Annotated in this window: 11 protein-coding genes; 4 read left to right on the top strand and 7 right to left on the bottom strand. The window is 72.2% G+C overall.

Going from position 1 to position 14,946, the window contains the following annotated elements; genetic code table 11:
- The first annotated feature begins 226 nt into the window (after positions 1–226).
- Complete coding sequence (locus WMF36_RS19970) at positions 227–847, top strand: protein-tyrosine phosphatase family protein (protein ID WP_437581210.1); 621 nt, start codon at positions 227–229, stop codon at positions 845–847.
- Here the strand turns inward: WMF36_RS19970 and murJ are convergent.
- Together murJ and WMF36_RS19960 are read right to left on the bottom strand one after the other, a co-directional pair.
- Positions 816–2,471, bottom strand: a complete 1,656-nt coding sequence (murJ, locus tag WMF36_RS19965; RefSeq protein ID WP_437581209.1) for a murein biosynthesis integral membrane protein MurJ — start codon at positions 2,469–2,471, stop codon at positions 816–818. The genes WMF36_RS19970 and murJ overlap by 32 nt on opposite strands.
- Before the next feature lie 60 nt (positions 2,472–2,531).
- The gene (locus tag WMF36_RS19960; protein ID WP_437581208.1) at positions 2,532–3,941 is read right to left on the bottom strand and encodes an alkaline phosphatase family protein; all 1,410 of its coding nucleotides are present in this window, start codon (positions 3,939–3,941) and stop codon (positions 2,532–2,534) included.
- Positions 3,942–4,297: 356 nt separating this feature from the next.
- Here WMF36_RS19960 and WMF36_RS19955 point away from each other — a divergent pair, with 356 nt between their 5' ends.
- Positions 4,298–5,335 (top strand): hypothetical protein, encoded by a 1,038-nt coding sequence (locus tag WMF36_RS19955; RefSeq protein ID WP_437581207.1) that lies wholly within the window; start codon positions 4,298–4,300, stop codon positions 5,333–5,335.
- Positions 5,336–5,698: 363 nt separating this feature from the next.
- On the top strand, positions 5,699–7,399 hold the full coding sequence (locus tag WMF36_RS19950; protein WP_437581206.1) for a sigma 54-interacting transcriptional regulator: 1,701 nt from the start codon (positions 5,699–5,701) through the stop codon (positions 7,397–7,399).
- A 27-nt stretch (positions 7,400–7,426) separates the two neighbouring features.
- On the opposite strand, the gene WMF36_RS19945 is transcribed toward WMF36_RS19950, so the two are convergent.
- A complete protein-coding gene (locus tag WMF36_RS19945; RefSeq protein WP_437581205.1) occupies positions 7,427–8,941 on the bottom strand; it encodes a phytoene desaturase family protein in 1,515 nt (504 codons plus the stop codon).
- Positions 8,942–8,957: 16 nt separating this feature from the next.
- A complete protein-coding gene (locus tag WMF36_RS19940) occupies positions 8,958–9,854 on the bottom strand; it encodes an isoaspartyl peptidase/L-asparaginase (protein WP_437581204.1) in 897 nt (298 codons plus the stop codon).
- Between the two features lie 280 nt (positions 9,855–10,134).
- On the opposite strand from WMF36_RS19940, the gene proS reads away from it, so the two are divergent.
- Positions 10,135–11,691: a proline--tRNA ligase gene (proS, locus tag WMF36_RS19935; RefSeq protein ID WP_437581203.1), complete on the top strand. Its 1,557-nt coding sequence runs from the start codon at positions 10,135–10,137 to the stop codon at positions 11,689–11,691.
- Positions 11,692–11,827: 136 nt separating this feature from the next.
- Here the strand turns inward: proS and WMF36_RS19930 are convergent, their stop codons facing one another.
- The 3 genes from WMF36_RS19930 to WMF36_RS19920 form a co-directional block, all read right to left on the bottom strand.
- Positions 11,828–12,862, bottom strand: coding sequence for a hypothetical protein (locus WMF36_RS19930; RefSeq protein ID WP_437581202.1), 1,035 nt, complete (start codon positions 12,860–12,862; stop codon positions 11,828–11,830).
- Between the two features lie 284 nt (positions 12,863–13,146).
- Complete coding sequence (locus tag WMF36_RS19925; RefSeq protein WP_437581201.1) at positions 13,147–13,812, bottom strand: hypothetical protein; 666 nt, start codon at positions 13,810–13,812, stop codon at positions 13,147–13,149.
- Positions 13,813–13,889: 77 nt separating this feature from the next.
- Positions 13,890–14,816 (bottom strand): PfkB family carbohydrate kinase, encoded by a 927-nt coding sequence (locus WMF36_RS19920; RefSeq protein WP_437493035.1) that lies wholly within the window; start codon positions 14,814–14,816, stop codon positions 13,890–13,892.
- Between the last annotated feature and the right edge of the window lie 130 nt (positions 14,817–14,946).

The raw sequence follows: 14,946 nt of genomic DNA, 5'->3' as shown, positions 1-14,946 counted from the left end.
CCCCGGAGCGTCGTGGCGCGCGGGTCACCGGCGCCCGGAGGTCCGGAGGCGAGACCGGCCGGGAGAGCTCCGTCGGCAGGGAAGCGAGCGGCATCGGCCGACGCATGCCCGACTTGCGCGCCCTGGGCCAAGTTCCAGGGCGCCGCCTGTGTGCGTGCGCGGCGTGCGCATCGCCCGCGCGCGTGCCGCCCGGCCGCTGGCGCCGTGCGCGCGACGACGCCATGAGATGCGCGTGCGCCTCCGCCCCGCGTTGGTGGTCCTCCTGCTCGCGCCCTATGCCGTGGTTTTCTATGCATTCCTGGCGCTGCGCCGCGCCACCGCGTCGTTCCGACCGCGGCACCCGTGGCGCACGTGGGTGAGCCCGAACCTCCTGATCGGCGGGTTTCTCCTCCCTGGCGACGTCGCCGAGCTCCGCCGCCTCGAGGTCCGCGCGGTGATCAACGTGTCGCGCGAGCTCTACGATCCGGTGCTCGCCCTGCGCGCGGCGGGGGTCGAGTACCTGCGCATCCCCTGCTGGGACATGTGCGCCCCCACGATCGAGGAAGCCGCGCGCGGCGTGGCGTTCCTCGAGCGCCATCTCGGCGCTGGCCATCGCGTCCACGTCCACTGCGCGAGCGGCGTCGGGCGGAGCGTCACGCTCGCGCTCTGCTACCTCGCCACCCGCGGTGGCCTCGAGATCGGCGAGGCGATCGCCCTGCTCGAGCGGCAGCGCCCGCGCGTCGCGCTGCGCCGGGTGCAGCGCGAGTTCGTCGAGCGGTACGTCGCCTGGTACCGCGCGCAAGCGGAGGTCAGCGAGCGCGCGTCGCCGCCCGCGATCACCTCCTGCGCAGCAGGGACCTCAGGCTGAAGAGCCCGAGCGCCGGCGCCGCGAGCGCGAAGCCCCCGCCGCACCCCGCGAGGACGAGCGCGGCGCCCCACGGCGTGGCGACGATCGCCTCCGGCAGCGCGGCCCTCAGCGCCACGCCGCACCCGACCGAGACCGCCGTGAGCGCGGCGACGCGGCCGATCCGGACCTGATCCAGCCCGAGCCCGCCGATCTCGCGCCGCACGCGGAGCGCGAGGGCGATCGCCTCGACCCACCCGGCGATGACGGCGCCGATCACCACGCCGAGCACGTCGAGCCGCTGCATCAGGAGGAGCGCGACGACGGTGCTGACGATCACGCGATAGAGCGCGTAGCGCGCCGGCGTCCTCGTGTCCCCCAGCGCGAACGAGGCGGTGATCAGCACGCGCCCCGCGGCGTTCCCGAGCAGCGCGAGCCCGTAGGCGCACACGAGCGGCTCGACCCGCGCGGTCGACGCCCGATCGAACGTCCCGGTCTGCAGCAGCAGCGTGATGAGCTCCCGCCCGAGCACCATGAACACGGCCGTCGCCGGCACGGTCAGCACTGTGATCCGCGCGAGCGACGCTCCGAGGCGGCGCGCCAGCGCCTCGTTGCGCCGCGCGACGTCCGCCTCGGCCGTGTCGCGCGCCATCTCGGGCAGCGCCACCGCGGCCTCCCCGGTGCCGAGGATGCTCATCGGCAACAGGTAGATGGTCTGCGCGTAGTTGAATGCCGCGTTCGCGCCGGCGCCGAGGAAGCTCACGAGGAGCGTGTCGACGAGCCCGGAGACCTGGATGATCCCGCGGCCGAGCAGCGCGGCGGGCAGCTTCTCGCCCGCCTCCCGGACGCTCGGGTCGCGCGTGTCGAGGCGCGGCTTCAGCCCGCCGAGCAGCGAGCGCGCCGAGGGGAGCAGCAGCGCGAGCTGCAGCGCGGCGCCGGCGAGCGCGCTCCACGCGAGCGCCTCGGCGAGCGGCTCCCCGCGCATCCCGAGCCACGCCCCGCACACGAGCAGCCCCGCGATCTGGGCGGCGCTCCACGCGACGGGCGCGGCGTAGGGGAGGAAGAACCGCCGGTGCGCGTTCAGCACCCCGAGCCCCCACGCCGACAGCACGAGCAGGCCAGTCATCGGGAAGATGATCCGGACGATCCGCGTCGTGCTCGCGAGCTTGTCCTCGTCGAAGCCAGCCGCGACCAGGAAGGACAGCCACGGCGCCGCGATCACGCCGACGATCGACGCGGCCGCGGCGGCGACGAGCAGGAGCCCGAGCGCGGAGAGCGCGAAGTGCGCCGCGCGGCGCGCGTTGTCGGCCGCTCGAAGGCGCGCATAGACCGGGATGAACGTCGCCGAGAGCGTCCCCTCGCCGAGGAGGTTCTGGGTGATGTTCCCCGCGCGGAACGCCGCGGCGAGCACGTCGGCGAGCTCGGATGTGCCGAAGAAGTGCGCTGTCACGCGCTGGCGGACCAGCCCAACGAGCCGCGAGAGGATGATCCCCGCGGTGACCATCGCCGACGACCGCGCCGCGCTGGGCGCCGCCTCCTGTCCAGCGGCCGGCCGGCGCGCGCCGGTCGCCGCGGGCGCGCCCGGGGCTGCGCTCGCCGGCGCGGTCCCTGCCTGCGTGGCGGCGGGCGGATCGAGGTCGGGCGGCACGGCGCCGCTTCTATCAGACCTCCCGCCCCCGTGCGACCTCGGCGCCGGCTGGCCGGCGGCTCAGTCCCTGAGCCTCGCGGCGCCGATCCGCTCCGCGTGCGCCAGCACCCGCCGCGCGATGTCCGGACCCTCGCTCCGGCGATCCAGGTGCCGCGGGATGAGCCCGCGCTCCGCGGCCTCCCACAGCTCCGGCTGGGAGATCCCGGTCTCGGTCCGCGAGCGCAGCTGCGACAGGGAGATCTCGACCGTGGGCAGGAGGATCGGGTCCTGCGGATCGCGGAGGAGCGCCGGTTCGATGCAGCACGACAGATCGTTCGCCCCGCCGGAGCGCGCGTTCAGCGTGGGGATGTCGAAGCGCGCCTCCAGCGTGCGGATCACCGACGCGTGGTCGAGCACCGTGCTCACCGCGCAGCCTCTCCGGACGAACGGGCCCGCGACGATCGACGGGACCCGGAACCCGAGCTGGGAGAACAGCGGATCGTCGTCCGTCGCCGTGGGCGGCGCGACGTGGTCAAAGAAGCCTCCGTGCTCGTCGTAGGTGATCACGAAGAGGCACTGACCCCACTGCGGGCTCCTCGCGAGCGCGTTGTAGATGCTGGCGATGAGCACCTGCCCGAGCTGCACGTCGTGGTCGGGGTGATCGTCGTTCGCGGTGGCGCCGAAGAACTGGGGATCGATGACGGAGAACGCGGGGAGGAGCCCCGCGTCCGCGTCCTCGAAGAAGCGCTCGATCCCGGAGACGCCCTTGAACTTGAAGTACGCCCCCGAGCACCACGGCACGTCATGGTAGTAGTTCCTGCTCGAAATCCCCGCGTCGCTCAGCAGCTCGAACACGCTCGTGAAGCCGGTGACCGGCACATTCCTGGCGACGCCCCTCGACGTGGCGCCGTGCAGGAAGAAGCGGTTGGGCCAGGTCGGTCCGAGCACCGAGCAGAACCAGCGCTCGCAGATCGCCGACGCGTCGGCGAGCGCGTAGAGGATCGGCAGGTGCTCTCGCACGTGGTAGCCCATCACGTCGCGCTGATCCGGCCCTGCGTGGGCGGCGACGAACCCGTCGTTCATCCCTTGATTCCACTGCGCGTGGGCCGCGTCCCAGCTGTGCGGCGGGTCGACGGGCGTGAAGTTGTCGAGCTGGAAGGGCGAGATCCGCGCGCCGTCCGGCGCTCGGTTCGACTCGTTCCCTGTCAGGCCGTCGATCCGCCTGCCCTCCTTCAGCCGCAGCGAGCCGAGGTAGTGGTCGAACGAGCGGTTCTCCATACAGAGGACGACGATGGTGCTGATGGGCGCGAGCAGCTCTGCGGGGCTCAGGCCTCCCGTGTCGGCGCAGCGATCCGCAGGAGCGCCGCCGGCGCCGCCCGCTCCCGCTTGTCCCGAGCCGCCCGTTCCCCCTGCGCCGCCGGCGCCGCCCGCGCCGCCGGATCCGTCGCTTCCGCCCGAGCTATCCGTGCTCGAACCGACGTTCCCGAGCATCGTCGCGCTCTCCGTGGCGGTGCATCCGAAGGTCGCGGCGCCGACCGCTGCGCCGAGGCCTGTCAGCACATGGCGTCGAGTCAGCGGATCACGCGGCAGTACATTCTGTTTTTTCATCACACACAGGATCCCCAGGAACGCGGGGCCGAGGAAGGACTTTTGGTCTGCCCTCGATTCGACAATGCCCCGCGCGTACCCCTGAGTAACCGCCGAGCAACCGCCGCGTGACCCACGTGACCTTCCGCGCACACCCGCACGACTGCCCACGTAACCAAGAAAACCTTTCTTTTCGCGAGGTCAACACGGTGATATGGGTAGAAACGCGGGGGCCGACGTTTGCACTCTGTCCACTTCCGATGAGCTCGAATCCGCTCCCACCTACGCCCGCCGGGATACATACCGTCGAGAACGGCCGGTCGATGAGGCCGCTGAGACCGCTCCGGCTCTGCATCGTGGACATGAACAATGGCCACGTGAACCAGGCGATGCGCTGCCTGCGCGGGCTTGCCGCAACGTTCTTCGAACGTGTCCGAGGGCACAATCCGGGCATATTTTGCGAGGTTGTCGAGGCGTCTCCCCGGGACACCAACACACCCATCCCTACGGACTGTGATCTGTACCTCTCCTCGGGGGGCCCCGGCTCTCCGTTCGATGGAGAGGGCGAGCCGTGGACGCTCGACTTCGCGCGTCTGCTGGACGGCGTGGTCGAGTCGGCGGTCCAGGGGGGCGCGGAGCGGCGAGCGCTCTTCGCGATCTGCTATTCGTTCGAGCTCGTCGTCCATCACTACCGGCTGGCCGACGTCGTGCCGCGCGCCGATCGCAAGTTCGGGGTCATGCCTATCTACACGACCCCGGTCGGCCAGCAGCACCCGTTGCTGTCTCCGTTCGGCGATCGTCTCTTCGCCTTCGAGCACCGCAACTGGGAAGCGGTGAACCTCGACGAGCGCCGCCTGGGCTCCCTCGGTGGCCAGCTCCTCGCCCGCGAGAGCCGTGACGGGATCTCCAAGGGCCGGGCGATTCTCGGGCTGCAGGTCGCGCCGGGGGTCGAGGCGGTCCAGTTCCATCCGGAAGCGGATCGCGCCGGCGTCATGAGCTGGCTCGCGCGCCCTGAGCAGGCGGCCGCCTTCAAGGCGACCTATGGCGAGGTCACCTACCACGCGATGCTGCGCACCCTGGACGATCGAAGGCGGCTCGCGCGCACCTACGCGCTCGTGATCCCAGGTTGGCTCGGTCGCCGCTTCAACGAGATCGCCGGCCCCCGCGGCTACGCGGAGCTCCCGCCGATCGAGGACATCCCGTGTTCACACTTCGACGCGCACTGCCGCGCTGAAGATCCGGCCACGCCCTCCGCGCGACCGCCCGGCTCTGGCGAGCATGCCGCGCGCGGCGCCTGAGCAGAGCATCGAGGCGGCCTGCACAGGGGAGCTGCCCGAGGCGGCACGCTGCTGAAACGAACGAGAAAGAAGGCGGCGGTAAAAAGGGGAGCGAGGCGCGAGGCGCGAGGCGCGAGCGACGGGACACGGGAGTGGGGAGAGTGGGAGAGGGGAGAGACCGGGGCGAGATAGAGGTGGAGAGCGGTGTGGCTGGGTGAGTCGCTGGCCGCGCTGGCCGCGGACGAGCCGACGAACGACTGCTCGCGCCTTGCGCGCTGGCCTACCTGCGGCTTATGGTCACAGGATAAAGGATGAGCGCGAGCAGGGTTCGCGGGCCAGCATCCGGTGCCGGGGGTTCCTCGGGCACGCACTGAGAGAGAACGCATGAATCACTCGCGTCCGGCCGCTCCGAGGAGTCTACCTTCGCCGGACGTCCGCGAGCCGGGCGCGCCCGAGGAGGGGCACCGTGGCGACGCGTCGCCGGCGGAGACCGCGGTCGCACAGCCATTCGCGCCGGCCGAGGATCCTGACGCACAGGAGGCCGAGCTCGATTCGCAGCTGGGCGTGACGGATCCGATCGCCATGTCGCAGGTCCGTGACGCGCTGAAGCAGCTGAGCCGCGAGCGGGGGACCCAGCCGCACGTGCTGCTCATCATCTACCACCGGCACGGCGCCGAGACGGTGCGGCTGACCGACGGGGTCGGGGTCGTCGTGGGTCGCGATCCGAGCGCCGACGTCGCGATCCCCGAGCGCAGCCTGTCGCGGCGCCACGCGCGCTTCACGTTCCAGTGCGGCGACGTGCTCATCGAGGATCTCGGTTCGACGAACGGCACCTTCCTGAGCGGGCAGCGCGTGGAGCAGGGCACCCTGAAGCCCGGCGACGAGGTGGTGCTCGGGGAGATCACGGCGTCGTTGCGCGTCATCGCGAGCGCCGAGCTGCCGGTGCTCAACCTCGACGCGCTGGACGCGCGCCGCGGCGCCTTGGAGCGGAGAGAGCTGCCGAACGCCGACAGCCTGATGGGCGGGCCGACGCCGGCGGGCGGCGTGCGCGCGGTCAACGACGAGGGGCTCGTGATGCGCAGCCCCGCGATGCGGCCGGTGCTCGAGACCGCCATGCGCCTCGCGCGCTCGTCCGCACCCGTGCTGCTCCAGGGCGAGTCGGGGACCGGCAAGGACGTGCTCGCGCGCCTGATCCACGAGGCCGGCCCGCGCCACCGGAAGCACATGGTCCGCGTCGGGTGCAGCGGCGTGCCCGCGCAGCTCCTGGAGAGCACGCTCTTCGGCCACGAGGCCGACGCCTTCCCGGGCGCCACCCAGGCGCAGGAGGGCGTCTTCGAGACGTGCGCGGGCGGCACCGTGGTGCTCGACGAGGTGGGCGATCTCCCGCCCTCCTCCCAGGCCGCGCTGCTGCGCCTCCTCGACACCGGTCGCATGGGCCGCATCGGATCGACCAGGGAGATCGAGGTGGACGTGCGGATCGTCGCGACCACGTACCGCGATCTCGAGGCGATGTGCGAGGCGGGCACGTTCCGCTCGGACCTGCTCTACCGGCTCAACGCGGTGCCGCTGCGCATCCCTCCGCTCTGCGAGCGGCGCGAGGACATCGGGCCGCTGGCGCAGCGCTTCCTCCGGCAGGCGAACGAAGCGCACCGGCGCAACGTGCGCTCGCTCGATCCGGAGACGCTCGCGCTGCTGGAGCAGTATCCATGGCCCGGCAACGTGCGCGAGCTGCGCAGCGCCATCGAGCGCGCCGTCGTCATCGCGAGGGGAAACGTCATCACTGCGCTCGACCTGCCGGAGAGCATCAACGCCCTCGCGGCGCGCAAGCGCTCCACGCCGCCGCCGCCGGACCGGCCTTTCGTCGAGATCGCGCCGCCCAGCTCCGCGCCGATGATCGGGCTCAAGGCGCAGATGGACCGCCTGGAGGCCGAGATCATCCTCGAGGCCCTCCGCGCGACCAACGGCAACCTGGCGATGGCGGCGCGGCGGCTCAGGATGCCGCTGCGCACGCTCCAGGAGAAGATCGCCAGCCAGGGCCTGAAGCGCTCCGATTACCGGGACGGCCCGCCCTCGCGGTCGAAGTAGGCCTCGAACGGGCGGAGCGCCGGCGGCTCAGCCTTCGTCCTCCAGCACCGCCAGGGCGGCGTTGCGCCCGCAGGCGCCGTGGACCCCGGCGCCGGGGTGCGCATAGGACGAGCCCAGGTAGAGGCCGCGGACCGGCGTTCGGTAGCGGAAGTAGGGGAACACCGGTCGGAAGAAGAGCTGATGCCGGATGTCGGCCGAGCCGCCGCCGAGATCGCCGCCGATGAGGTTTGCGTCCATCGCCTCCAGGTCGTCCGGCGCCCAGATCTTCCGGGCGAGGATCCGCTGCCGGAAGCCGGGGGCGAGCTCCTCGATCCGCGCCTCGATGCGGTCGGCGAAGCGCTCGCGCGAGGACGCCCAGCCGCCGTCGATGGAGGAGGGGACGCGCGAGTAGGCCCACAGGGTATGGCGCCCGGCCGGCGCGCGGGTCGGATCGGCCAGCGACTGCTGCCCGATCACGAGGTACGGGTGCTCGGGGAGCGCGCCGGCGCGCACCTGCCGCGTGAACTCGGCGAGATCGTCGAGGCTGTCGCCCGCGTGCACGACCGCGGAGCGCGCGGCGTCCTCGTGGGACCACGGCGCCGGGCCGTCGAGCGCCCAGTCCATCTTGAAGGTGCCGAACCCCTGGCGGAACCGGCGCATGGCGCGCTGGACCCGGGCGGGGACGAGCTCTGCCGCGAGCAGGCGGAGGTAGAGCGTCGGCGCCGCGACGTCGGCGACGATCGCGCGGCGCGCGCGGATCTCCTCGCCGTCCGCGAGCCGGACCGCGGTCGCCCGTCCCTGCGTGGCGATGATCTGCTCGACCCGGGCGCCGCAGCGGAGGCTGCCGCCGCGCTCCTCGACGCGCCGGAGCAGGGCGCGCGTGATCGCGCCGGCGCCGCCCTCGGGCACCGCGAAGCCGCCGCTCGAGGCGAGCAGGGTGAGCATGAAGCCGACGATCGCGCCGCAGGGATCCTCCGGGCCCACGTCGGTGTGGAGGGCGAGGCCGGGGATCACTCGCCGGGCCGCCTCGGTCCGGAAGGTGCGCGTCGAGAAGCCGCGGCCGCTCGAGAGGGCCACCTGCGCGAGGCGGAGCAGGTTGAGGGGCCCGAAGCGGAGCAGCGCCCCGAGGGCGGGCGGCGTGGCCAGGAGCGCGTTCAGCAGCCGCTCGCGTGTGGCCGCGTGCCAGCCGGCGATCCGGCGCCACGCGGGGCCGTCCTCGCCGAGCGACCTCGCCGTCGCGTCGACGTCCCGCGCGATCGAGGCGCAGGTCCCATCGGGCGCCGGGTGAGCGCTGTCGACCGGCGCGTGCCGCCAGACGAGGCCGGCCCCTGGCAGGTCGAGCGGCAGCAGCGCGGGGCTCGTCTGCCCGAAGGGGAAGAACGCCGCGCCGAGATCGTGGTGGAACCCCGGGAGCGTCACCTCGCGCGTCCGTACGGCGCCGCCCGGCTCCTGCTCGGCCTCGAGCACGAGCACCGAGAAGCCCGCGCGGGCGAGGTACGCCGCCGCGGTGAGGCCGTTCGGTCCCGCGCCCACCACGATCGCATCAGGGTCTCCGCTCTGCATCGTCGTCTGCGGCTCCTCAGCCCGCGAGCTGCGCGCTCGGCATGTTGCGGTTCGAGGCGATCGCCTGGCCGTTACGCCCCACGACGAGCACGCCGACGGCGATCACGTCCGGGAACATCGCGACGCCGCGCTGCGCGGCCCGGGCGGGCGCGACGCCGTCGGCGAGCCAGTCATAGACCGTTCGCGCGAGGAGGCGTCGCGCGATCTCCTCGCCGACCCCGGTCGCCGCCACCGCCCCGTGCGGGCCGGCGTAGATCCCCGCGCCCATCAGCGGCACGTCCCCGACGCGGCCGCGGAGCGAGTAGGTCGACCCGCCCGTCGACGCCGCGGCGGCGAAGCGGCCGTGCGTGTCGCGCACGACGGCCCCGACCGTGTCGCACTCGACCGGCTCGGCGTCGAAGTTCCAGAACCGCGTCGCCGTGAGCGCGTGGAACCGCGCCGCGTCGTTCGTGTAGTCGCTGTCTCCCCCGTCGCCGCGCAGCGCGGCGAGGGCGCGGCCGTGCCTCTCGCGCGCCGCCTCGGTGACCGGATCGTGGTCGGTGAACCCGAGCCGGCGCGCGAACGCGGTCGCGCCGGCGCCGGCGATGATCAGGTGGGGCGTCTCCATCACCTTCGCCGCGACCAGGACGGGGTTCTTCACGCGCTCGACGCACGCGACGGCGCCGAACCGTCCATCGCTGGCCATCACGGCCGCATCCATCTCGATCGTCTGCCCGTCGAGGCGGAGGTTCGAGCCCGTCCCGGCGTTGAAGCGCGGGTCGTCTTCGAGGCGGGCGGTCGCCGCGATCGCCGCCGCGAGCGCCTCTCCGCCCGCGTCCAGCGCGCCGAGCGCCTCGTCGGCGGCCCTGGCGCAGCTGTCCGCGCCGTTCTGCGGCGCGGCCACCCCGCCGTGCGTGAGGATGACGTATTTCACGTCGTTCTCCTGCGCGTACCATGGCCACGCGCCGCCGCGAAGCCGGCCGGGCGCGCAGCGGCCAGGACGGGGAGCCGTCGAGCGGCGAGCGCGGGTGCATCGAGCGGGGAGCCCGCGCGGCTCCCGGGCAGGGCCGCTGCGCTCGACACCCTGCCGCGCTCCTGATACGTCGCGCGCTCAGCCCGGAGCGGGGCCGGTGCCAGCTGACCGCCCGCTGCGGGAAGAGCGCGGCCAGGTCGAAGGCCGCCTGCGAAGCCGCCCAGCGAGGAGAGCAGAGACCGTGGCCAAGAACGAAGCGCCGAAGACCGCCATCACGCCCACGCGCAACGAGGACTACCCGGAGTGGTACCAGCAGGTCGTGCGCGCGGCCGACCTCGCCGAGAGCTCCCCGGTCCGCGGCTGCATGGTCATCAAGCCGTGGGGCTACGCGATCTGGGAGAACATCCAGCGCGAGCTCGACAGCATGTTCAAGGCGACCGGGCACAAGAACGCCTATTTCCCCCTGTTCATCCCGAAGTCGTTCCTCGAGAAGGAAGCGGAGCACGTCGAGGGGTTCGCGAAGGAGTGCGCGGTGGTCACCCACCACCGGCTCGTGCCCGGCCCCGGCGGCGGGCTCATCCCCGACCCCCAGGCCCGGCTGGAGGAGCCGCTCATCGTGCGCCCCACGTCCGAGACGATCATCGGCGCCTCGTTCGCGAGCTGGGTCCAGAGCTACCGGGATCTGCCGCTGCTCATCAACCAGTGGGCGAACGTCGTGCGGTGGGAGCTGCGGACGCGCCTGTTCCTGCGGACGTCGGAGTTCCTCTGGCAGGAGGGGCACACCGCGCACGCGAGTGAGGCCGAGGCGCGCGAGGAGACGCTGCGCATGCTTGGCGTCTACGCGACGTTCGCGCGCGACTTCATGGCGATGCCCGTCCTCGAGGGACCGAAGACGGCGGGCGAGCGCTTCCCCGGCGCGGTCGACACCTACGCGATCGAGGCGATGATGCAGGATCGCAAGGCCCTGCAGGCCGGGACGAGCCACTTCCTGGGGCAGAACTTCGCCCGGGCGAGCGGCATCAAGTTCCAGACCAAGGCGGAGACCGAAGAGTACGCCTGGACGACGTCCTGGGGCGTGTCGACGCGCCTCGTCGGCGGCCTGATCATGACCCACAGCGACGACGACGGCCTGGTGCTCCCGCCGCGCCTCGCGCCCGCGCACGCCGTGATCCTGCCGGTTTACCGGGGCGACGACACGCGCGCCAAGGTCGACGAGTACATCGATGGGCTCGCGAAGGAGCTCCGGGCGCAGCGCTTCGGCGAGCGGCGCGTCGAGGTCGAGATCGATCGGCGCGACATCCGCGGCGGCGACAAGCAGTGGGAGTGGGTGAAGAAGGGCGTCCCCGTCCGGATCGAGGTCGGGCCGCGCGACGTTGACGGCGGTGTGGCCATGGTCATGCGCAGAGACCGCTCGCCGAAGGACAAGTCGAGCATGGCGCGCGCAGAGCTCACGGGGCGCATCACCGAGATCCTCGCCGACATCCAGGCGACGCTCTATGGGCGCGCGCTCGCGATGCGCGACGCGAACACGCATGTGATCAACAGCCGCGCCGATTTCGATGCGTTCTTCGCGTCGAAGGAGGGCAAGGAGTCGCAGGGCGGGTTCGCGCTGGCGCACTGGTCCGGCGATCCGGAGATCGAGACGGCGGTGAAGGACGCGCACAAGGTGACCATCCGCTGCATCCCGACCGGCGGGTTCGAAGGCGCGCCGTGGGCCGACGCGGTGACCGGCGAAGGGACATGCATCTTCACCGGCAAGCCCAGCCCGCGGCGCGTGGTGTTCGCGAAATCGTACTGAGCCGAGGCGCCCGCCGGCTCACCGGGCAGCCGCCGGCTCACCGGGCAGCCGCCGGTTCACCGGGCGCGCGCGGCGTCGCCGGCGCGCCCGGCGCCTCGCCGGAGAGGACGCCGCGCGCCCTCGGAGCAGCGGCGCCTCAACGGCCGAGCGCGGGGAGCACGTGCTCCGCCAGGATCGCGGGGAGCAGCCGCAGCTGCGCGCAGTGTCCGCCGGGGCCCGCTCCGGCGTAACCGCGGACGTAGAGGCTGCCGCCGTCGTACATCCGGGTGAGCCGCAGCGCGTCTCCCGCTTCCTCGGCGCCGAGGCCCGGAGCTCCGGGCGGCGCGCCGTCGCCGCTGGAGGTCACCGCGATGGGGCTCGCTCCGAGCTCGCGCAGCAGGAAGGTGGCCACCTCTTTCGTGGACGCGTAGCCGCTCGTCGGGGTCTCGGTGTGCGTCAGGTAGAAGACGGGCGCGCCGCGCGCGGCGTCGTTCGCCAGGGCCACGTAAGGGGCAAGCTGGCCCTGCACGAGCGACGTCTGCCCAGGCATGTAGGAGCCATAGAGGGAGTCGAGCAGGATCAAGGCGTCGACGTGGCGGCTCCCGCGCTCGACGACCCTGCCGATCGCGCCCGACCCGGCGCTCCAGGACGACAGCACCAGGCGGCGTGCGCGCGCGCCCGCGATCCCGGCCGCAGCTCCGACCTCGCGGTCGATGGCCTGGAGCAGCGCGTCCCAGCCGCCGCCTTCGAGGGCGCGCGCGTAGGCGCTCGAGCGGGTCCCCAGATCGACCCCGGCGATGACAAGCTCCAGGTCCCTGGGAGCCAGCACCTTTCGGATCGCCTCGGCGCCGTGAAAATGGACGAGCAGATCGTAGCCGCCATCCGTCGAGATCGCGCGTGCCGGCGGGACGAGGAGCCTGCCCACCGGGAGGGGGCGCCAGCGCTCGTAGCCACCGAAGCCGTGGTCGGCGAAGTCGCACCCCGCCTGCGCTTCGTGCTCGTCGAGCGCCATGCGCTCGGGCTCGCCACCCCTGGGCAGCGGCGACGGCTCCGCGGACGTGCTCGACGGCGCCGGGACAGGCGAGGCGCTGGGCTCCCGGCTCCGGCGCAACAGCAGGACGCTGCCCATGACGCCCAGGCTCGCTGCCAGGAGGAGCGCGTCGCGGAGCTGCCGCGTCCTGCGGCCGCTCAAAACCCGGGAGTGGTCACGGTCGGCCCCCACCGCGTCGAGGGAGGCTTGCCCGGGGTTGGTTTGCGCATTCCCCCTGCGCGATGGGCAGGAGGAACTCGTAGTGCCCGAGCTCCTTTCCCGGCAACAGCTGGGGTTGGGGGATCATGATGCCGCGGCGCGCTCCTGGCCGAAAGGCAGGGACATCGGAAAGCTCGATCAAGTCTAGCATCCGGGCCCTGCAGGCGCGCTATGTAGCGCTGCTTACATGAATGCGGCTCGGGAGGTGTCCTCGCCGCGCCGGGAGATCACGCGCCGGGCGGGACCGACTGTCCCCACAGCTGCTGGTAGATCTCGCTGAGCTTCTGGTGGGTCTCGGCCGTGAAGCCGTTGACTCCCTGGTGGGGCCAAACGAAGCCGTCGCCCATGGCCTGATTGCACGAGAAGGAGATGAGCAGGTCGACCGGCGTGGGGTTGTTCGGCCGAATCATGGAAATGCCCAGGCCCGGGTAGAAGCAGTTGCCGCGGTCCGCGGTGAAGCTGCCCTCATCGCCGAAGATGTCGAGGATCTGGTCCTTGAGCTCCTCATCGCTGTCGCCGGTCGTGAGCTGACGCTGCTGGAGGATGACGAAGTTCTTGAAGCGGGGCTGAGCGGGGAGCACCGGCGTGCTCGCCGTCTGACCAGGGATGAGGTTGGGCGGGATCAGGCCGGGGAGCGCCTGCTGCAGCCCCTGGAGAGCGGCCTGGCCCATCTGCTGGAGCTCGGGCGGGATCCCCGGAATGAGGGTGGGGGCCTGGGTCGTCGTGGGCGTGGGGGCCAGCTCCTGCCCTTGGAGGCGGAGCACCGTGATCTGCGCCTTGTCCATCTCGTCGAACGGCGCCGAGCGGGCCGCGCAGCCGAAGACGAGGGGGGCGAGCAAGACGGTGCCTGCGAATGTACGGGTGGTGAGGTTCATGTTCACTTTGACGGTCATCTAGCACGGCTATGCGCCGGAAGGTGAACAGCGACCGCACACGGAAGGCCCTCGCGCGGGTCCACCCCCGGGTGGGTTCACATGGTGCTCGCGCCGAACTCGTAGAGCGCCCGGATCTCGATCAGGCGCGCCGTGATGTCGGCGCGCGCCACCGTCGCGATCCGCTGCGTGCCCACCGCCTCGACGCAGAACGAGGCCGTCGCCGTCGCGTGGAGCATGCCGCGTCGGAGGGCGAGCGGCGTGATCTCCGGCTGGCAAGCGAGGTAACCGATGAGCCCGCCTGCGAAGGCGTCGCCGGCCCCCGTCGGATCGACAACGTCCTCCAGCGGGAAGCCGGGCGCCGCGAACACGCCGTCCTCGTCGAAGAGCAGCGCGCCATGTTCGCCGCGCTTGATGATCAGCCGGCGCGGACCGCGGGACAGGATCTCCTTCGCGGCGCGGCGGATGTTGTACTTGCCCGAGAGCTGGCGCGCTTCCTCGTCGTTGACCACGAGCGTGTCGATGCGGCGCAGCATCGCCGCGACCGCCTTCGGCTCCCCCTCGATCCAGAAATTCATGGTGTCAGCGAGGACGAAGCGCGGCGAGCGGACCTGCTCGAGCACGTCGAGCTGGAGCGCGGGGTGGATGTTGCCGAGCAGGACGAAGGGCGTGTCGCGGTACGCCTCCGGCAGCTTCGGCGCGAACGACGCGAACACGTTGAGCTGCGTGTCGAGCGTCGTGCGATGGATGAGATCGACGTCGTAGCGCCCGGCCCAGCGGAACGTCTTCCCCGCAGCGCGCTCGACGCCCTCGACGGCGATGCCCCGGGCGCGCATCGCCGCGAGCGTCTCCTCGGGGAAGTCGTCGCCGACCACCGCGACCGTGCGCACCGGAGCGAAGCACGACGCGGCGAACGACGAGTAGGTGGCCGAGCCACCCACGACGTTCCTGGCGCTGCCGGAGGGGAGCTCGAGGTCGTCGAAGGCCATCGAGCCAATGATGAGGATCGCGGAGGAGGTCGTCACAGAAGCCTCTTAGTCAGATTGGCGCGCAGCCGCTAGCTGCGCGGTTCGTTTCAGCGACACCGTCGCCGCGCCCGTGTGGCCGGGCGAGACGATGCTGGCTCGCTGCCGCGGAGCGGGCGCGGCGACAGCC

Source organism: Sorangium sp. So ce887 (assembly GCF_051521455.1).
Taxonomy (GTDB): domain Bacteria; phylum Myxococcota_A; class Polyangia; order Polyangiales; family Polyangiaceae; genus Sorangium.
Note: the sequence above shows the minus strand (reverse complement) of the source record. Positions and strands in the feature narration are given on the sequence as shown.

Excerpts from the sequence above, each read along its gene's own strand:
- WMF36_RS19970 (WP_437581210.1), top strand. The coding sequence starts at position 227 with ATGCGCGTGCGCCTCCGCCCCGCGTTGGTGGTCCTCCTGCTCGCGCCC.
- WMF36_RS19960 (WP_437581208.1), bottom strand. The coding sequence starts at position 3,941 with ATGCTCGGGAACGTCGGTTCGAGCACGGATAGCTCGGGCGGAAGCGAC.
- WMF36_RS19955 (WP_437581207.1), top strand. The coding sequence starts at position 4,298 with ATGAGCTCGAATCCGCTCCCACCTACGCCCGCCGGGATACATACCGTC.
- WMF36_RS19950 (WP_437581206.1), top strand. The coding sequence starts at position 5,699 with ATGAATCACTCGCGTCCGGCCGCTCCGAGGAGTCTACCTTCGCCGGAC.
- WMF36_RS19945 (WP_437581205.1), bottom strand. The coding sequence starts at position 8,941 with ATGCAGAGCGGAGACCCTGATGCGATCGTGGTGGGCGCGGGACCGAAC.
- WMF36_RS19925 (WP_437581201.1), bottom strand. The coding sequence starts at position 13,812 with ATGACCGTCAAAGTGAACATGAACCTCACCACCCGTACATTCGCAGGC.